Source organism: Brevibacterium album DSM 18261 (assembly GCF_000426445.1).
GTDB lineage: Bacteria > Actinomycetota > Actinomycetes > Actinomycetales > Brevibacteriaceae > Brevibacterium > Brevibacterium album.
Genome location: NZ_AUFJ01000010.1, coordinates 447,129 through 466,166, shown reverse-complemented (window position 1 = coordinate 466,166; position 19,038 = coordinate 447,129). Strand labels below are relative to the sequence as shown.

Sequence of the window (19,038 nt, the reverse complement as noted above, 5' to 3'; positions counted from 1 at the left end):
GAGATATCCCAATGGGGCCCAGTGTATCCGCGAACCCTCACCGCGAACGAGCATGGGCCACAATGTCCCTATGCGATTCATCACCGGCAGGCCCGAGACGGACCTCACATATTCGGACGTGTTCCTCGTGCCCTCGCGCTCGCAGGCCGCGAGCCGCTTCGACGTTTCTCTCGAGACCGCGGACGCGACGGGCACCACCATCCCCGTCGTAGCGGCGAACATGACGGCCGTGTCCGGGCGGCGGATGGCGGAGACGCTCGCCCGCCGCGGAGGGCTTGCGGTGCTGCCGCAGGACATCCCGCTCGACGCCGCGGCCGCGACGATCGCGTGGGTCAAGGAGCGCCACCCGGTGCTCGAGACGCCGGTGAGACTGGGGCCGGACGACACCGCGCTCGAGGCCCTGCACCTCGTGCACAAGCGCACCCACGGCCATGTCGTAATCGCGGACGGCGACCGCACCGTCCTCGGCGTCGTCCCGGCGTCCGCGCTCGAGTCCGTGGACCGGTTCGCCCCGCTGTCGCGGCTGCTCGACTCCTCCTCGCGCACGCTGGAGCTCAGCGCTCTGGCCGAGGAGGCCGACGGCGGGCACGCGCGGCCCGGCCGGGCCGCGCTCGCGGCACTGTACGACGACTTCGCGCGCACGCGGTCGGCCTTCGTCCCGGTCGTGGACTCCGGTGCGCTCGTCGGTGCGCTCACCCCGCAGTCCCTGCTGCGGGCCTCGGTCTACACGCCCGCGCTCGATCCTGCCGGGCGGCTGCGGATCGCGGCGGCCGTGGGGGTCAGCGGCGACGCCCGGGGCCGGGCCGAGGCGCTCGTGGCCGCGGGCGCGGACGTGCTCGTCATGGACACCGCGCACGGCCACCAGGAGAAGATGGTCGAGGTGCTGCGGCAGGTGCGCGCGGCGGACCTCGGCGTACCGCTGGCGGCGGGCAACGTCGTCACGGCGGCCGGGGTCGAGGACCTCGTCGAGGCCGGAGCCGACATCGTCAAGGTGGGCGTGGGCCCCGGTGCGATGTGCACGACCCGGATGATGACCGCGGTCGGCAGGCCCCAGTTCTCGGCGGTGCTCGACGCCTCGGTGCGTGCGCGGGAGCTGGGCGCGCACGTGTGGGCCGACGGCGGGGTGCGCTATCCCCGCGACGTCGCGCTCGCACTGGCTGCGGGGGCCTCGCAGGTGATGATCGGCTCGTGGTTCGCGGGCACCTATGAGAGCCCCGGCGATCTGCTCCAGGACGCGGACGGGCGGCTGTACAAGGAGAGCTTCGGCATGGCGAGCGCCCGCGCGGTGGCCGCCCGGACGCAGTCGGAGGAATCGGCCTTCGAGCGCGCGCGGAAGGGCCTGTTCGAAGAGGGCATCTCCTCCGGCCGGATGCCCGTCGATCCGCAGCGACCGGGCGTGGAGGACCTGCTCGACCAGATCACCTCGGGAGTGCGGTCGGCGTGCACGTACGCGGGTGCGCGGACCCTCGGGGAGTTCCACGACCGCGCGGTCGTGGGCGTGCAGTCGGCCGCGGGCTACGAGGAGGGCAGGCCCGTGCAGGGCGGCTGGTGAGGCGCATCGCCGCCGGGGGGGGGTGGGCCGGGGGTGCCGGGCTGCCGAGCGCGGGAGGCTGGGAGAACGACGTGAACCCCGGAGGCCGTCCTCCGGGGGTGGAGCGGGGGCGCTCCCGCCCCGGTATGATCGGCTCATGACGAGTGACAGTCCGTGCCGGCGTGAAGCCGGCATCCCAGCGTCCAGCACACACCCCCTCGGCCGCACGGTCCGCACCGGGCACAGGGGGCCCCAGGCCCCGCCGGGCAGGGCCGGCCTCCGCAGAGGGGGAGCAGCCTGAATGGAGTGGCTGCTCCTCGCCCTCGCTCTCGTCCTCATCGCCGGCACCGGCGTCTTCGTCGCGGCGGAGTTCGCCCTCCTCACCCTCGACAAGCACACCGTCGACCGCGCCGTGGCCGAGGGCTCGCGCTTCGCCGGCGTCATCAGGAAGGCCACGACGCACCTGTCCACCCAGCTCTCGGCGGCGCAGGTGGGCATCACCATCACGACCCTGCTGACGGGCTACCTCATGGAGCCCTCCCTCGGCGCTCTCCTCGCCCCCGTGCTCGAGGGGCTGGGCGCACCGGAATCGGCCTCGCGGCCCATCGCGCTGGGCCTGGCCCTGCTCGTCTCGACGATCCTCTCGATGGTCGTGGGCGAGCTCGTGCCGAAGAACCTCGCGATCTCCTCGCCGATGCACGCCGCGCAGATCGCGGTGCCCCTGCAGTACGCCTTCTCCGTCGTCTTCCGCCCCGTCATCTCCGTGCTCAACGGCACTGCCAACCGCGCGCTCGTGTCGATGGGCATCGAGCCGCAGGAGGAGGGCTCGGCCGGGCGGTCCCCGGAGGAGCTCACGGCCCTCGTGCGGCACTCCGCCGAGGAGGGGAAGATGGCGGAGCAGACCGCCGGCCTCCTCGAGCGCACCCTCAGCTTCTCGGAGCGGACGGCGGAGGACGTCATGACCCCGCGCACGCGCATGGTGACGGTGGCGAAGGACTCCACCGCGGCCGATATCGTCGAGGCCGCACGGCGGACGGGCTATTCGCGCTTCCCCGTCATCGGCGAGAGCCGTGACGACGTCGTGGGCGTCGTACACCTCAAGTCCGCGATGTCCGTCCCGCTGGACAACCGCGGCGACGCCTATGCGGGCGGTCTCATGACGGAGGTGCAGCAGGTGCCGGAGACGCTGCCCCTCGACCGCCTCCTCCTGCGGCTGCGCTCGCGCTCGACGCAGATGGTGGTGGTCGTGGACGAGTACGGCGGCACGGCCGGAGTGGCGACGCTCGAGGACGCCGTCGAGGAGCTCGTGGGCGAGGTCGCCGATGAGCACGACCGGATGCGCGTCATGGTCCGCCCCGCCCGCGACGGCTCGTGGATCGTGCCCGGACGGCTGCGCCCGGACGAGGTGTCCGCGGCCGTCGGCCTGCGCATCCCGGAGGACTCCGAGTACGAGACGATGGCCGGGTACGTCATGTACTGCCTCGGCCGCGTCCCCGAGGAAGGGGATGAGGTGCGCTTCGAGGACGGGCGCCTCGTGGTCGAGCGGATGCACGTCCGCCGGGTCGAGAGGCTGAGGCTGATACCGGACCTCCGCCCCGTCCCCGCGACGGAGGGGAGCTCCCATGAGTGACTGGATGGGACTGGTCTGGCTCGTCGTGCTGCTGCTCGGCAACGCCTTCTTCGTCGCGGCGGAGTTCGGCATCGTCTCCGCGAAGCGCTCGCAGATCGAGCCCTACGCGGATGCGGGCTCGAAGCGCGCGCGGACGACCCTGTACGCGATGCAGCACGTGTCGCTCATGCTGGCGATCTGCCAGCTGGGCATCACGGTGTGCTCCCTGCTCCTGGGCAACGTCGCCGAACCCGCGATCCACCACCTGCTGGTGGGGCCGCTGAGCGGCCTCGGCGTCCCCGCGGGGCTCTCGGACGTGATCTCGTTCGTGCTCGCGCTGGCCGCTGTGACCTATCTGCACGTGGTCGTGGGGGAGATGATCCCCAAGAACATCGCGATCGCGCTCTCCCGGCAGGCGGCGCTGCTGCTCGCTCCGCCGCTCGTGTTCCTGGCCCGGCTGTTCGGCTTCGTCATCCGCCCGCTCAACGCCTTCGCCAACGGCGTGCTCCGGCTGCTCGGCGTCACACCGCGCGACGAGGTCAATGCCGCCTACACCGTCGAGGAGGTGCAGTCGATCGTCGTCGAATCGCAGCGGGAGGGGCTGCTGAGCGACGACTCCGGCATCCTCAAGGGGGCGCTCGAGTTCTCCGACAAGACCGTCGCCGAGGTGATGGTGCCGCGGTCCTCGCTCGTGACGGTGGGGGAGGGGGTGACCCCCGAGGAGGTCGAGGGCCTCGTGGGGCGGACCGGGTACTCGCGGTTCATCGTCGAGGACTCCGAGGGTGCGCTCAGCACGTACTTCCACATCAAGGACCTCCTGTACGCGGACAACGAGGCCGACTACCGGGCGCCCATCCACCCCAAGCGCTTCCGTGCGATGACGGCGGTGTCCGCGGGCGCGGAGATCGAGGACGCCCTCGACGAGATGCGCGGTGCGGGAGGCCATGTCGCCAAGGTGCTCGACGCCTCGGGCGAGGCGGTGGGCGCGGTCTTCCTCGAGGACGTGCTCGAGGAGCTCGTGGGCGAGGTCGACGATGCGATGCAGCGGCACCGTGAGCGGGGCCTGCGCTGAGCTCCGGGGCTCGTCCCACCATACTGACCGCAACGTGGGTTGTGTCACGGAATGTGTCCTCGCATATATCGACTGGACGTCTTTGTAACGCTGTCGTTATAGTGTTGTGACACATGAACGGTGACCCCGCTCTGCTGGGCGGGGTCGCGTTCTGCCGAGGAATCTCTGACGAGGAATCGCAGGGCCGCTGGCCCGAGCATCCACGAAGCTTTGGAGTGAGTGAATGGCCGAGGGAACCGACGCCGCACAGGTGTTCACCAGTCGCAGGGAGCGGCGCGAGGCGGAGGGCCGCACGCGGCGCTCGACCCGCCGCACCTTCGCGGCGATCCCGGAGGCACCGGGATTCGCCGCAGCGGCCGATCAGGTGAACGCCGGTGCCGTCGCCTTCCGGGGCTCCGACGGCTCGGTGGTGCGCTCGCTGCGCCGGCGTCGTGCGGCCGCGGTCTCCGCCATGACCACCGTCTCCGCCGCCGGTGTCGCCGTCGCGGCGGTCCTCGTCGCGGGCAACGGGACGGGGCAGGCCCAGGCGGCCGAGGCGCCGGCCGATGAGGCTCCCACGCTCACCGCGCTGAGTGCGGAGGCCGTGAGTGCGGACGTCACCGAGGCCGATGCCGCGGTGGGCAGCACCGCCTCCGGCTCCGTGCCGAGCGCCGACGGCGGCACCGTCGAGGCGGCGGGCCGCTCCATCACGAAGACGGTCCTGCCCGGCTGCGCGGACGACAAGGACTGGGGTCAGGACGTCGGCAACGGCGAGCTGCCCGAGGACTGGCTGTGCGATGTGGGCATCGGAGGGCACAAGCTGCGCGCGGACGCCGCGGTGTCCTTCGCCAAGATGAACGCCGCGTTCAAGGCGGACACGGGCAAGGACATGGCCATCACGGACTCCTACCGGAGCCTCGAGGGCCAGATCTCCGTCGCCGGCCGCAAGCCCGGCCTGGCCGCCCGCCCCGGCACCTCCCTCCACGGCTGGGGCATCGCCCTCGACTTCGGCGGCGGCGCGCAGAACGCCTCGGGCGAGCAGTACGACTGGCTGGTCGCGAACGCGGCGGACTACGGCTGGGAGAACCCGGACTGGGCGAAGGCGAGCAAGTACGAGCCCTGGCACTGGGAGTACGTCCCGGCGCGTGAGACGATCCGGGGCCACTGAGCCCCGCAGTGCCTCGTGGACCGCGGTCTGTGAGGCACGGCACAAGTGCTGGACCGCGCTCGGTTGTGAAAGCACCCGCTTCGAGTGCTAGAGTGAGTCCTCGTCAGCCCGCGTAGCTCAGTGGATAGAGCGTCTGCCTCCGGAGCAGAAGGTCGTAGGTTCGAATCCTGTCGCGGGCACCAGCTAAGGCCCCTCACCTGGAATAACAGGTGAGGGGCCGTCTTCGTGTCCGCGCTCTGCGCGGCAGGCGATTCGACATCGCCCCATGGGCATGCGCCGGACCGCGCACGCCCCCGCCGCCGGCTGAGACGATTGTCCGTGTGCGGCAGGTACCCACTATCCTGTGCGGGTGACTCCGGAAGAACTCAGGGCCGTGATCGCCCGCGCACTCGAGGAATACAGCTCGCAGACCGGCACCCCTGTGGAGGTGCCCGCCAAGCTCGTCGTCGAGCGGCCCAAGAGCCGAGACCACGGGGACTGGGCGACGAATGTGGCGCTGCAGACGGCCAAGAAGGCCGGCCTCGTGCCCCGAGAGCTCGCGAACGGCCTGGCGGAGATCCTCGGGCGGGCCGAGGGCATCGAGTCCTGCGAGGTCGCCGGTCCCGGCTTCATCAACATCACGCTCGCCGCGGGTGCGGCTGGGCAGCTCGCCGCAGACATCGTCGCCGCCGGTGCCGACTACGGCCGGGGCACCGCTCTGGACGGCCGCACGATCAACATGGAGTTCGTCTCTGCGAACCCCACCGGGCCGCTGCACCTGGGCCACACCCGCTGGGCGGCACTCGGCGATGCGATCGCACGCGTCCTCGCCTTCGCCGGCGCGACCGTCGCGAGCGAGTACTACATCAACGACGCCGGCTCCCAGATGGACGTCTTCGCGGACTCCGTCCTCGCCCGGATGAAGGGCCGCGAGGTGCCCGAGGGCGGCTATCCCGGCGCCTACATCACGGAGATCGCGGAGACCATCGCCGCCGAGCACCCGGCCCTGGCCGATGTCTGCGACGACACCGTCCGCGAGGAGGTGCGCACCCGGGCCTACGCCCTCCAGCTGCGGGACATCCAGGACACGCTCGCGGAGTTCGACGTCCGCTTCGACGTGTGGTTCTCGGAGAAGTCCCTCCACGACTCCGGTGCGCTGGAGTCGGCCGTGGCCCGTCTGCGCGAGCAGGGCCACGTCTTCGACCACGAGGGCGCGGTGTGGCTGCGCACCACGGACTTCGGCGACGACAAGGACCGCGTCCTCATCCGGAAGGACGGCGTACCCACCTACTTCGCCGCGGACGCCGCCTACTACCTCGACAAGAAGGACCGCGGCTTCGAGGAGAAGGTCTACCTCCTCGGCGCGGACCACCATGGCTACGTGGGCCGCCTCAAGGCCATCGCCGCGGCCGCCGGCGACGATCCCGAGCACAACATCGAGATCCTCATCGGCCAGCTCATCAAGGTCAACGGGGCCAAGCTGTCCAAGCGCGCCGGCAACATCATCGAGCTCCGGGACCTCGTCGAATGGCTGGGCCGCGATGCCCTGCGCTACTCCCTCGCGCGGATCCCCGCCGACTCCCCGCTCACCCTCGACCCCGAGGTGCTGCGCTCGGCGAGCAACGACAACCCCGTGCACTACGTCCAGTACGCGCACGCCCGCGCCCGGGGCGTGGAGCGGAAGGCCGTCGAGGCCGGCATCGATCCGGCGCTCTTCGACGCCGCGACGCTCACGCACGAGACCGAGTCCGCCCTGCTCGCCGCGCTCGCGGACTTCCCCCGCGTCGTCGCGCAGGCCGCCGAGCTGCGCGAGCCCCACCGCATCGCGCGCTATCTCGAATCGCTGGCCGGCCTCTTCCACAAGTGGTACGACGCCTGCCGCGTCACGCCCACGGCCGATGAGGAGCTCGGCGCCGTCCATGCCTCGCGGCTCGTCCTCGATCGGGCGACGGCGCAGGTGCTCGCCAACGGCCTCGGCCTCCTGGGCGTCTCCGCGCCCGAGCGGATGTAGGAGGGGACCCCATGCCCGCACACATCTCCGGAGTCCTCCACGCAGGGCCCTCGCCCGTCTGGCTGCCCTATCCCGAGGACGTCAACGCCCTCATGCCCAGCCTGTGGCCGGCGCATGCGGCCAAGGACGCCGAGGGCGTGCTCACGATCGCCGGCCACCGCGTGAGCGATCTCGCCGCCGAGTTCGGCAGCCCCCTCTACGTGTTCGACGTCGAGGACTTCCGCATCCGCGCCCGCGAGACCGTGGCCGCCTTCGCCGATGCGTTCTCCCGCGTCGGGACGAGCGCGCGGGCCTACTACGCCGGGAAGGCCTTCCTCACCGTCGCGGTCGCCCAGCTCGCGGCCGCGGAGGGGCTGGGCATCGACACGTGCTCCCTCGGCGAGCTGCGCATCGTCCAGCGCGCGGGCGTCCCCGCCGAGCTCGTGGGCCTGCACGGCAACAGCAAGTCTGCCGAGGAGATCGAGCTCGCCCTGCGCTGGGGGATCGGCCGCATCGTCGTCGACTCCCTCGACGAGATCGAGCGGGTCGAGGTCGCCGCCGCCCGGCTGGGCGTGCGCGCGCGCATCATGGTCCGGGTGACGGTGGGCGTCGAGGCGCACACGCACGATTTCATCGCCACGGCCCACGAGGACCAGAAGTTCGGCCTGTCCCTGCAGAGCGGGACCGCCGCGGAGGCCTGCGCCCGCGTCATCGCCGCAGAGCACCTCGACCTCATTGGCCTGCACAGCCACATCGGCTCCCAGATCTTCGACGCGTCCGGCTTCGAGGTCGCCGCCCGGCGGATCGTCGGCCTGCGCGCGCAGCTCAGGCGCGAGCACGGGGTCGAGCTCGGTGAGCTCGACCTCGGCGGCGGCTTCGGCATGCGCTACACCTCGCAGGACACGCCCCCGCCGCTGCCCGAGATGGCCGCGCAGCTCGCCGAGGCGGTCGCCAAGGAGTGCGCGGAGGCCGGCGACGAGCTGCCGGTGGTCTCCTTCGAACCGGGCCGCTCGATCGTGGGCCCGGCGATGTTCACCCTCTACCGCGTGGGCAACGTCAAGGAGGTCGAGACGGACACGGGTGTGCGCAGGTATGTGTCGGTCGACGGCGGAATGAGCGACAATGTCCGCACCGCGCTCTATGATGCGGACTACTCGTGCACGCTGGCCTCGCGCGCCTCCGCCGCGGAGCCGGTGGTCGTGCGCGTCGTCGGCAAGCACTGCGAGAGCGGCGACATCGTGGTGCGCGACGAGTACCTGCCCGCGGACGTGCGCGAGGGCGACCTCGTGGCGGTCCCGGGCACGGGGGCGTACTGCCAGCCGCTGTCCTCGAACTACAACCAGGCGCCGCGACCGGGCGTGCTCGCCGTCGAGGAGGGCACGGCGCAGTGGATGGTGCGCCCGGAGACGCTCGACGACCTGTTCGCACGCGACTGCGGACCGCTGCGCTGAGCCGAAGCGCCCGAGGGCCGAACCCGGCGCCGTGCCGGGGGGAGAACGCGAGATCCGAGAGGACCACAATGGAGAAGCTGACCGTTGCCCTGCTGGGCGGGGGCGTCGTGGGCAGCGAGGTCGCCCGCACCCTGCTGGCGGATGCCGAGACCCTCGCGGAGCGGGTGGGCACCCGCCTAGAGCTGACCGCCGTGGCGGTGCGCGATGCGAGCCGGGAGAGGCCGGGCATCCCGGCTGAGCTCCTCACGGACGATCCCGAGACCGCGATCCGCGGGGCGGACATCGTCATCGAGCTCATGGGCGGCATCGAGCCCGCCCGCTCCCTCATCCTCGCAGCGCTCGAGGGCGGCTCCAGCGTCGTCACCGCGAACAAGGCCCTGCTCGCGCAGAGCTTCCCCGAGCTGCTCGAGGCCGCGGACGCCTCGGGCGTGCGGCTCGAGTTCGAGGCCGCCGTCGCCGGTGCGATTCCGATCGTGCGGCCGCTGCAGGCCTCGCTCGCCGGCGACCGGGTCACCCGCGTGATGGGCATCGTCAACGGCACCACGAACTACATCCTCGACCAGATGGCGCGTGAGGGCTGGGGCTTCGCCCACGCTCTGCGCACGGCCCAGGAGCTGGGCTACGCCGAGGCCGATCCGACCGCCGACGTCGCCGGCCTCGACGCCGCTGCGAAGGCCGCCATCATCGCCTCGCTTGCCTTCCAGGTGCCGGTGTCGATGGACGACGTCCACGTCGAGGGCATCACGGGTGTGAGCGCGGACATGATCGCCACCGCCGAGGCTCAGGGCTTCACGATCAAGCTGCTCGCGATCTGCGAGCGCCTCGAGGGCGAGAACCCCGGCGTCTCGGCCCGCGTGTATCCCGCGCTGGTGAGCCGGGAGCATCCGCTGGCCGCGGTGTCCGGGGCCTTCAACGCGGTCTTCGTCGAGGCGGAGTCGGCCGGCTCGCTCATGTTCTACGGCCAGGGAGCGGGCGGTGCCCCGACGTCCTCGGCCGTGCTCGGCGATCTCGTCTCCGTCGCCCGCCGGAAGGTCCTCGGCGGCCGGGGCCAGGCACCGGCGCAGATCCGCGGGACCGGCCGCGTGCTGCCGATCGCGGACGTGGACACCCGCTACCAGATCACCCTCGAGGTCTCCGACCGTCCCGGCGTCCTCCTCGCCGTGGCCGAGGCGCTCGCGGCGGAGGGCGTCTCCGTCGAGCTCGCCTCGCAGACGCAGTTCGAGAACCCGCAGGCGGACGAGCCGCGCGCCAAGCTCGTCATCGCCACGCACACCGCCCGGGAGTCCGCGCTCGCGGCGACCGTGGAGAACCTCGCGGCGCTCGACGCCGTCGCATCCGTCAGGTCCGTGCTCCGGATCGAAGGCAGCTGAGCGGTCCCGCCCCGGGAGCCGCCGCATCAGGAAAGCAGAGGAACGCAAGCCAATGGCAGCAGCACACCGCCACCAGTGGGCCGGAGTCGTCAACGAGTACCGTGAGCTCCTCGACGTGGGCGCGGACACGCCCGCCGTCACGCTGGGGGAGGGCGGCACGCCACTCATCCGGGCCGAGGGCCTGTCCGCGCGGGTCGGCGCGGAGGTCCACGTCAAGTACGAGGGCATGAACCCGACCGCGTCCTTCAAGGACCGCGGCATGACGATGGCGATCACGAAGGCGAAGGCCGCCGGCGCCAAGGCGGTCATCTGCGCCTCGACCGGCAACACCTCGGCCTCGGCCGCGGCCTATGCGACGAAGGCCGGCCTCACGTCGGCGGTGCTCGTGCCCGCCGGCAAGATCGCGCTGGGCAAGATGAGCCAGGCCGTCGCCCACGGGGCGACCCTGCTCGAGGTCGAGGGGAACTTCGACGACTGCCTCATGCTGTGCCGCAAGCTCTCCGAGGCCTACCCCGTCGACCTCGTGAACTCGGTGAACCCCGATCGCATCGAGGGGCAGAAGACCGCGGCCTTCGAGATCGTCGACGCGCTGGGGCAGGCGCCGGACATCCACATCCTGCCGGTGGGCAATGCGGGCAACATCACCGCCTACTGGAAGGGCTTCCGCGAGTACCGCACGCTGGGCCTGGCCTCGTCGCTGCCGAAGATGTACGGCTTCCAGGCCGCCGGTGCGGCCCCCATCGTGCTCGGGCACCCCGTCGACGAGCCCGAGACCATCGCGACCGCCATCCGGATCGGCAATCCCGCCTCGTGGGCGCAGGCCGAGGCCGCCCGCGACGAGTCCGGCGGGCTCATCGACTCCGTGACGGACGAGGAGATCCTCGCCGCGCACCGCATCCTCTCCTCCGAGGAGGGCATCTTCGTGGAGCCCGGCTCCGCGGCCTCCGTGGCCGGTCTCCTCAAGGCCTCGGCGGCGGGGCTCGTCCCGGCCGGAGCGGTGGTGTCCGTGACCGTGACCGGGCACGGGCTCAAGGATCCGCAGTGGGCGCTGAAGTCCGCCGACGGCGAGGAGACCGCTCCCGTGCGCGTCTCCGTCGACGCCGTGAGCGCGGCTCGCGCGCTGGGGCTCGAGGACGCATGAGCGCGCACGTCGCCCCGGAGGGCTTCTCGGCCGAGATCGCGGTCCCGGCCACCTCGGCGAACCTGGGGGCCGGCTACGACTCCTTCGGCATGGCGCTGACCCTGCACGACACCGTGCGCGTGCGGCTGGCATCCGAACCGGTCGATCCTGCGCACCGGGTGACGGTGACGGGGGAGGGCGCGGGGGAGGTTCCCGAGACCGAGGGGCACCTCATCCTCCGGGTGGCGGCGCAGGTGCTGGCCGCGCGCGGGGTCGACGGCGGGGCTCGCCTGCTGCTCGAGTGCGAGAACCGGATCCCGCACTCGCGCGGGCTCGGCTCCTCGGCGGCGGCGGTGGTCGCGGGGATCTCCATCGCGGACGCGCTCTCGACCGCTGCCGGCCTCCCCGAGCCCACGCCGGGGGAGAAGCTCGCCTGGGCGACGCACTTCGAGGGCCATCCGGACAATGCGGCACCGGCCCTCTTCGGCGGTGTGACGGTGAGCTGGTATCCGGAGCCCGAGCGCGCGCAGTCCATCTCGCTGCCCGTGCACCCGGACGTCCGCGCCGTCGTCGTCGTGCCGGACACCCGGCTGGACACCGGCGTGGCCCGCGACCTGCTGCCGTCACGCGTCCCGCACGCCGAGGCCGCGGCGAACTCGGCGATCGCGGGCCTCTTCGTCCACGCCGTCTGCCACGATCCGGCCCTGCTGTTCGACGCGACGAAGGACCGGCTGCACCAGGAGTACCGCCGGCCGGCGATGGTGGGCTCCCTCGAGCGGATCGATGCGCTGCGCGATCAGGGCCTCGCGGCCGTCGTCTCCGGCGCCGGTCCGACGGTGGCGGTGCTCGGGACGGGTGCCGATCTCGAGGCCCGCGTGCGCACCGTGCTCGCCGGCGACGATGCGCGCGTGCTCGCGCTGCAGATCGCGGAGAGCGGCGCCTCCACCCTGCTGCTGCGCGGCGCCGGCGCCTGAAGGGCACGGGTGCGGGCGTCCGAGCCCCTGTCCGCTCCGGCCGATTTCGCCCGGGAGCCGTGCGGCGTGTACCATGAGACTGTTCCGCCTGCGGGCACCCTGTCATATGTCTCCGTGCCATACGCCATCACGGCGTAGGTCACCGCGCCATCTGCCACAGTGACCGCAGTCATCGCCGCCGGGATGCGCCGGAGATCGTGGATCTCCGCGGATGCGCATCGTCATGGCGGACCGATGTCAGTCTCGATCTGTGCGGCAACATCCCAGACGCACTCGGTTCAGTACGAACGCTGTTCAGTCCGACTCTGTGTCTTCAATGACGCACCCGAGGGTGCTATCCGCCGCTGTGCCCCTGTGAGCGCCTTGAGAGCGCGGCAAGCTGCGCACAGCCGAACGAGGGAGAAGGAACCTTCGTGACCGAAACCACCACGAACGACAATGCAGCGCGTTCGGGAAGCCTCACCGCACTCCGCCTGCCCCAGCTGCAGGAGATGGCGTCCGGGCTCGGCATCAAGGGCTACCGCCGCATGCGGAAGAGCGACCTGATCGAGGCCATCCAGTCCTCCGGCGGCAGCGGTGCCGCCGCCTCCTCCGAGAAGCCGGCCCGCACGCGCAAGCCGCGGGAGGAGAAGGCGCAGCCGGCCACGGAGGAGCAGACCGCCTCGGCCCCCGCCGAGGCTCCGGCCTCCGAGACCGCAGCCGAGCCGGCTCCCCAGCAGACCGCCGGGAAGGACTCCGAGACGGCGCCGCGCACTGCGCGCCGCAGCGGGGCCCGCTCCGGGCGTGCCGCGCAGGAGGGTGAGCAGGAGGCCGCCGCGGCCCGGACGCAGCCCGCCGAGAAGCGGGACGAAGCCTCCCAGGAAGCCGCGCCCGCCGCCGGGCAGGGCGCCCGCGGCTCCGCCGAGAGCCGATCACAGGACGCGGGCGAGTCCGACGGCTCCGGCGCACAGGACTCCGACGACGAGCGCGACGGCCGTCGGGGCCGCCGCCGGCGCAATGACCGCGAGGGTCGCGGCGGTGAGCGCAGCGACCGCGGCGGTGACCGCGAGGGTCGCGGCGACCGGGGAGACCGCTCCCAGCGCGGCGACCGGAACGACCGGAATGACCGCGGAGATCGGAACGAGCGCAACGACCGCGGCGACCGCAACGATCGCGAGCGGCGGGGCCGCGGACGCGACCGGAGCGAGCGCAGCCGCCGGGGCCGCGGCGAGGAGCAGCTGCGTCCCGATGACGTCCTCATCCCCGTGGGCGGCATCCTCGACGTGCACGACAACTACGCCTTCCTGCGGACCTCGGGCTACCTGTCCGGGCCCAATGACGTCTACGTCTCCGCAGGCCTGGTGAAGAAGAACGGCCTGCGCAAGGGCGATGCCGTCACCGGCGCCATCCGGAAGCCGCGCGAGGGCGAGAAGCAGGGCAAGCGCGAGAAGTTCGATGCGCTCGTCCGGCTCGACTCCGTCAACGGGCTCAGCATCGAGGATGCGAAGCGCCGCGTCGAGTTCTCCAAGCTCACCCCGCTCTACCCGCAGGAGCGCCTGCGCCTCGAGACGACCTCGAAGACGATCACGACGCGCATGATCGACCTCGTGAGCCCCATCGGCAAGGGCCAGCGCGGCCTCATCGTCGCCCCGCCCAAGGCCGGCAAGACCACGATCATGCAGCAGATCGCAAACGCGATCACGGAGAACAACCCTGAGGTCCACCTCATGGTCGTCCTCGTGGACGAGCGCCCCGAGGAGGTCACGGACATGCAGCGCGCGGTCAAGGGCGAGGTCATCGCCTCGACCTTCGACCGCCCGGCCGATGACCACACGACGATCGCGGAGCTCGCGATCGAGCGCGCCAAGCGGCTCGTGGAGATGGGCCAGGACGTCGTGGTGCTCCTGGACAACCTCACCCGCCTGGGCCGCGCCTACAACATCGCGCAGCCGGCCAGCGGCCGGATCCTGTCCGGCGGTGTGGACGCGCACGCCCTCTACCCGCCCAAGAAGTTCTTCGGCGCCGCGCGCAACATCGAGGGCGGCGGCTCGCTCACGATCCTCGCGACCGCGCTCGTGGAGACCGGCTCGAAGATGGACGAGGTCATCTTCGAGGAGTTCAAGGGCACCGGCAACATGGAGCTGCGGCTCTCGCGCCACCTCGCGGAGAAGCGGATCTTCCCCGCGGTGGACGTCAACAGCTCCAGCACCCGCCGCGAGGAGAACCTCATGCGGCCGGAGGAGCGCAAGGTCATGTGGCAGCTGCGCCGCCTGCTCTCCGGCCTCGAGCAGCAGCAGGCCGTCGAGCTGCTCCTGGACAAGCTCAAGGAGACCGGCTCCAATGCCGAGTTCCTCATGCAGGTCCACAAGACGACCCCGCTGCCCAAGTCGGCCGCGGACGACCACTGAGCACGGGGTCGGCCGGCGTGGCAGCTGATGACCTCGCCGCACTGGAAGCCAGTGTGCGCTCCCTGCTCGACGAGCACACGCGCGTCGAGCAGGAGCTCGCCGACCCCGCAGTCCACGCCAGCCCCGGTCGGGCCCGCGCGCTCACGAGGCGCTATGCGGAGCTCGACCGGGTCGCGCGCGTCTGGGCGCGGATCAGGACCCTCGACGAGGATCTCGCCGCGGCCCGTGAGCTCGCGGACGACCCGGACTTCGCCGTGGAGCTCGCCGAGCTCGAGGCGGAGGCCGAGCGGGAGCGCCCGGCGCTGGCCGACGAGCTCAGGGAGCTGCTCGTGCCGAAGGACCCGGACGACGGGCGCGATGCGATCATCGAGATCCGCGCGGGCGAGGGCGGTGAGGAATCCGCGCTCTTCGCCGGCGACCTCGCGCGCATGTACATGCGCTGGGCGGCCGCGCGCGGCTGGAGCGCGGAGATCCTCGACGAGACCCGCTCCGAGCTGGGCGGTGCCAAGGACCTGACCCTGGCGCTCAAATCGTCCTCCGGCGGCGTGTACGGCCTCGTGAAGTTCGAGGGCGGTGTGCACCGGGTCCAGCGCGTGCCGGTGACGGAATCGGCCGGCCGCATCCACACCTCGGCGGCCGGGGTGCTCGTCTTCCCCGAGGCGGATGCGCCCGAGGAGGTCGAGCTCGCCGAGGCCGATCTGCGCATCGACGTGTTCCGCTCCTCGGGACCGGGCGGACAGTCGGTCAACACGACCGATTCCGCCGTCCGGATCACGCACCTGCCCACGGGCATCACCGCCAGCTGCCAGAACGAGAAGTCCCAGCTGCAGAACAGGGAGGCCGCCCTCCGGATGCTCCGCGCGCGGATCCTCGCGGCCCGGGCGGAGGAGGCCGCGGCCGAGGAATCGGCCAAGCGCCGCTCGCAGGTGCGCACGGTGGACCGCTCCGAACGCATCCGCACCTACAACTTCCCGGAGAACCGCGTGACGGATCACCGCACGGGGTACAAGGCCCACAACCTCGACCAGGTGCTCGACGGCCGGCTCGACGAGGTCATCGCCTCGCTCACGGCCGCCGAGCGGGCCGAACGGCTCGAGGACATTGGATGAGCGCTGCAGCGGGCACGGCGGCAGTGCTGGCCGAGGCCGAGGCCGCGCTCGCGCGCGCAGGCGTGGCCTCCCCGGCCGCGGATGCCCTGAGCCTCCTCGCACACGCCTGGGAACGGGACGAGGCCCGTGTGCGCCGCGCCAGGCTCTTCGACGAGGATGTGCCCGCGGACATCGGGCGCCGTTTCGCGAACCTGTGCGCACGGCGCGGGGAGCGCGTACCGCTCCAGCACCTCACCGGGATCGCGCACTTCCGCCTCCTCGCGCTGCCGGTGGGCCCCGGGGTCTTCGTGCCGCGGCCGGAGACCGAGCTCGTCGCCCAGGCCGGTCTCGACGCACTCGCCGAGCGACGGGCCCGGAGCGGAGCCGGGAGCGGCCCGGCGCGGGTGCTCGATCTGTGCACCGGCTCGGGAGCGCTGGGGCTGGCCCTCGCGGTCGAGGCGCCGGGCACCTCGGCGGTGGGCGTCGAGATCGATGCGCAGGCCGCCGCATGGGCGGGCCGCAGCGTCGCCGCGGCGGGGGATCTGCTCGCGGCCTCGGGCTCCCGGTTCCGTGTGGTCCTCGGCGACGCCGGCGATGCCGAGCGGGTGGCGGGGATCTGCGCCGCGGAGCTCGGCGGCAGCCCCCATGTGGTCGTGAGCAACCCGCCCTATGTCCTGGCGGACGGATCGACGTGCGAGCCCGAGGTGATCGGGCACGATCCGCGGCCCGCCCTCTGGGGCGGGGGAGCGGACGGGCTCGCGGTGCCCGCGCGGGTGATCGCGGCCGCCGCCGCCGTGCTCGCCCCCGGAGGCGTCCTCGTGCTCGAGCACGCGGACGTCCAGGGAGCCGCTGTGAGAACGCTCATGGCGGGTGCGGGGCTCACGGGCGCCGAGACCCGGTCCGACTACACTGGTCGAGATCGATTCACCCTGGCGACCCGCTGCTGAGCATCGACCGCTGAGCCCGGGGCGCCGCACACCTGACGGGAAGAGAGCCGCATCCGATGTCACGGACCTTCGACATCCGCAACGAGCAGGTGCGCGAGCTCGTGCTCGAGACCGCTGCGCGCGTCGTGCGGGACGGTGAGCTCCTCGTGATCCCCACCGACACCGTCTACGGGATCGCCGCGGACGCCTTCAGCCCCGCGGCGGTGGCCGCGCTGCTCGCGGCGAAGGGCCGCGGACGGGACATGCCCCCGCCCGTGCTCGTCAAGGACCCGCAGGTCGTCATGGCGCTGGCCGAAGGCGTGGACGCGCGCATCACCGCGCTCACCGAGGCGTTCTGGCCCGGTCCGCTCACGCTCATCTGCCATGCGCAGCCGATGCTCGACTGGGACCTCGGCGACGCGCAGGGGACGGTGGCGCTGCGTATGCCCGACGACGCGGATGCCCTCGCCCTGCTGGGCGAGACCGGACCGCTGGCCGTCTCGAGCGCCAACACGCACGGCGAGCCCGCCGCGGAGACCGCCGAACAGGCCTCCGCGATGCTGGGGGAGTCCGTGTCCGTGTACCTGGACGCCGGGCCCCGGAGCGGGCAGGGCTCCTCGACCATCGTGGACATGACCGTGGACCCCCCGCGCATCGTGCGCGCAGGTCCCATCTCCGCCGAGGCGCTCGCAGGGGTCGTCCCGGAGATCGCCGAACTGGACGGCTGAGTGCGCGCCTACCTCTTCGTCCTCCTCGTCTCCGCGGTCATCTCGTACCTCCTCACCCCGATGGTGAGGAGGATCGCGGAGCGGGGGCTCATCTTCGCGGCCCTGCGCGAGCGGGACGTCCACTCCGTGCCCACCCCCAGGCTGGGCGGGACGGCGATGTTCGCCGGCATCATGGGCGGCCTCGCGGTGGCCTCGCAGACCCCCTTCCTCTCGCGCGTGTTCGACGAGCCCGGGCCCGTGCTGGGGATCGCGGGGGCGGCGACCCTCCTGTGGCTCCTGGGCGTCATCGACGACATCTGGGACCTGCACTGGACGACGAAGCTCGCGGGCCAGGCGCTCGCGGCCGGCTTCATGGCGCTCATGGGCGTGAGCCTGCTCTCGATCCCCCTGGGCGGGGTCATCATCGGCTCCCCGCGCATGTCCGTCGCGCTCACCGTCCTCGTGGTGCTCATCTCGATCAACGCCGTGAACTTCGTGGACGGGCTGGACGGCCTGGCGGCGGGCGTCGTCTCGATCGGCGGTGCCGCCTTCTTCGTCTACAGCTACCGCCTGGCCGTGGACGCCTCGCCGGACAGCTATGCGAACCTCGCCTCGCTCATCATCGCGGTGCTGGTGGGCGCCTGCGTGGGCTTCCTGCCCCACAACTTCAACCCCGCTCGGATCTTCATGGGGGATTCGGGCTCGATGCTCATCGGGCTGCTGCTGGCGGCCTCGACGATCCGCGTGACCGGTCAGGTGGACCCCGCCCTGCTCACGCAGGAGCGGGCCTTCGCCGCGGCCCTGCCGATCATCCTGCCGATCGCGGTGATGGCCCTCCCGCTGCTCGATCTCGGGCTCGCCGTCCTCCGTCGGATGCTCGCGGGGAAGTCGCCGTTCTCCGCCGATGCCAAGCACCTCCACCACCGCATGCTCCGGCTGGGCCACTCCCACGCGCGGGCCGTGCTGCTGCTCTACCTCTGGACGGCGATCTTCGCCTTCGGCTCCGTCTCGTTCCTCGTCTTCCGCGTCCAGACCCTCCTGCCGGTGCTGGCCGGACTCGTCCTCGTCACCCTCGGACTCACGTTCTACCCGCTGGGCCGCCGCCTGGCGAGCAAGGAGAAGACATGACCGCCGCAGACCCACAGCCCCCCGAGCCCTCCGCGCCCCGCACCGTCACGGTCCGCACGCTCATGCGCAACATCATCGTGGCAGGAGCGCTCGTCGCGATCGCGATCGGAACCGTCGCCGCCGTCATCGGCGCACTCGTCGCCTCGCTGGCCGGGGTCTGGGCCGCAGCGATCGGTGCGCTCGCGGCCTTCGTGTTCTTCGCGATCACGAGTGTGACGATGTACTTCACCGCCGAGTCCTCGCCCACCGCGATGGCCGCCGGGGTGCTGGGCGCGTTCCTCGTGAAGATCGTCGCGTTCATGGGGGTCGGCGTGCTCCTGCGGGGCCAGGACTTCTACGATCCCTGGGTCCTGTTCCTCACGCTCGCCGCCGCCGCGATCTGCTCGCTCATCGCGGACGTCGTCATCGTCCAGCGCTCGCGGCTGCCGCTCGTGGACGAGTCCGGCGCCTCCTGAGACCAACGCCACACCGCCCGTGCGGAGGCCGTGGGCGCTCGCGGTTTCAATCATCTCTCTACGCTTGGTAGAGTAGGGCGAGGAAAAGCTGGATGACTGTGTGG

At 71.9% G+C, this 19,038-nt stretch carries 15 protein-coding genes and 1 tRNA gene; all 16 read left to right on the top strand.

The window, feature by feature from the left end:
* Window positions 1–70: 70 nt before the first annotated feature.
* The gene (gene guaB1 / locus K318_RS0106290) at window positions 71–1,552 is read left to right on the top strand and encodes a GMP reductase (RefSeq protein WP_029088863.1); all 1,482 of its coding nucleotides are present in this window, start codon (window positions 71–73) and stop codon (window positions 1,550–1,552) included.
* Window positions 1,553–1,832: 280 nt separating this feature from the next.
* On the top strand, window positions 1,833–3,161 hold the full coding sequence (locus tag K318_RS0106285; protein WP_029088862.1) for a hemolysin family protein: 1,329 nt from the start codon (window positions 1,833–1,835) through the stop codon (window positions 3,159–3,161).
* A complete protein-coding gene (locus tag K318_RS0106280; RefSeq protein ID WP_029088861.1) occupies window positions 3,154–4,212 on the top strand; it encodes a hemolysin family protein in 1,059 nt (352 codons plus the stop codon). The genes K318_RS0106285 and K318_RS0106280 overlap by 8 nt, the downstream gene beginning before the upstream one ends.
* 223 nt (window positions 4,213–4,435) lie before the next feature.
* On the top strand, window positions 4,436–5,359 hold the full coding sequence (locus K318_RS0106275; RefSeq protein WP_029088860.1) for a M15 family metallopeptidase: 924 nt from the start codon (window positions 4,436–4,438) through the stop codon (window positions 5,357–5,359).
* Between the two features lie 106 nt (window positions 5,360–5,465).
* Window positions 5,466–5,541, top strand: a tRNA-Arg gene (locus K318_RS0106270).
* A gap of 167 nt (window positions 5,542–5,708) precedes the next feature.
* Entirely contained in the window at window positions 5,709–7,349 is a 1,641-nt protein-coding gene (argS, locus tag K318_RS0106265) for an arginine--tRNA ligase (RefSeq protein ID WP_029088859.1), read from the top strand.
* Between the two features lie 11 nt (window positions 7,350–7,360).
* Window positions 7,361–8,779, top strand: coding sequence for a diaminopimelate decarboxylase (lysA, locus tag K318_RS0106260; protein ID WP_029088858.1), 1,419 nt, complete (start codon window positions 7,361–7,363; stop codon window positions 8,777–8,779).
* Window positions 8,780–8,847: 68 nt separating this feature from the next.
* Window positions 8,848–10,149 carry a homoserine dehydrogenase gene (locus K318_RS0106255; RefSeq protein ID WP_029088857.1) on the top strand — a complete coding sequence of 434 codons (1,302 nt, stop codon included), beginning with the start codon at window positions 8,848–8,850 and terminating at the stop codon, window positions 10,147–10,149.
* A 52-nt stretch (window positions 10,150–10,201) separates the two neighbouring features.
* A complete protein-coding gene (gene thrC / locus K318_RS0106250; protein WP_029088856.1) occupies window positions 10,202–11,290 on the top strand; it encodes a threonine synthase in 1,089 nt (362 codons plus the stop codon).
* Window positions 11,287–12,243 (top strand): homoserine kinase, encoded by a 957-nt coding sequence (gene thrB, locus K318_RS0106245; protein WP_035280749.1) that lies wholly within the window; start codon window positions 11,287–11,289, stop codon window positions 12,241–12,243. The genes thrC and thrB overlap by 4 nt, the downstream gene beginning before the upstream one ends.
* Window positions 12,244–12,656: 413 nt before the next feature.
* Window positions 12,657–14,630 (top strand): transcription termination factor Rho, encoded by a 1,974-nt coding sequence (gene rho / locus K318_RS0106240; protein WP_029088854.1) that lies wholly within the window; start codon window positions 12,657–12,659, stop codon window positions 14,628–14,630.
* Between the two features lie 17 nt (window positions 14,631–14,647).
* Window positions 14,648–15,739: a peptide chain release factor 1 gene (gene prfA / locus K318_RS0106235; protein WP_029088853.1), complete on the top strand. Its 1,092-nt coding sequence runs from the start codon at window positions 14,648–14,650 to the stop codon at window positions 15,737–15,739.
* Window positions 15,736–16,665, top strand: coding sequence for a N5-glutamine methyltransferase family protein (locus tag K318_RS0106230; RefSeq protein WP_035280747.1), 930 nt, complete (start codon window positions 15,736–15,738; stop codon window positions 16,663–16,665). The genes prfA and K318_RS0106230 overlap by 4 nt, the downstream gene beginning before the upstream one ends.
* Window positions 16,666–16,721: 56 nt before the next feature.
* On the top strand, window positions 16,722–17,372 hold the full coding sequence (locus K318_RS0106225; RefSeq protein ID WP_029088851.1) for an L-threonylcarbamoyladenylate synthase: 651 nt from the start codon (window positions 16,722–16,724) through the stop codon (window positions 17,370–17,372).
* Window positions 17,373–18,479 (top strand): MraY family glycosyltransferase, encoded by a 1,107-nt coding sequence (locus K318_RS0106220; protein WP_029088850.1) that lies wholly within the window; start codon window positions 17,373–17,375, stop codon window positions 18,477–18,479.
* On the top strand, window positions 18,476–18,934 hold the full coding sequence (locus K318_RS19815) for a Cg1360 family ATP-synthase-associated protein (RefSeq protein WP_035280744.1): 459 nt from the start codon (window positions 18,476–18,478) through the stop codon (window positions 18,932–18,934). The genes K318_RS0106220 and K318_RS19815 overlap by 4 nt, the downstream gene beginning before the upstream one ends.
* The last annotated feature ends 104 nt before the right edge of the window (window positions 18,935–19,038 follow it).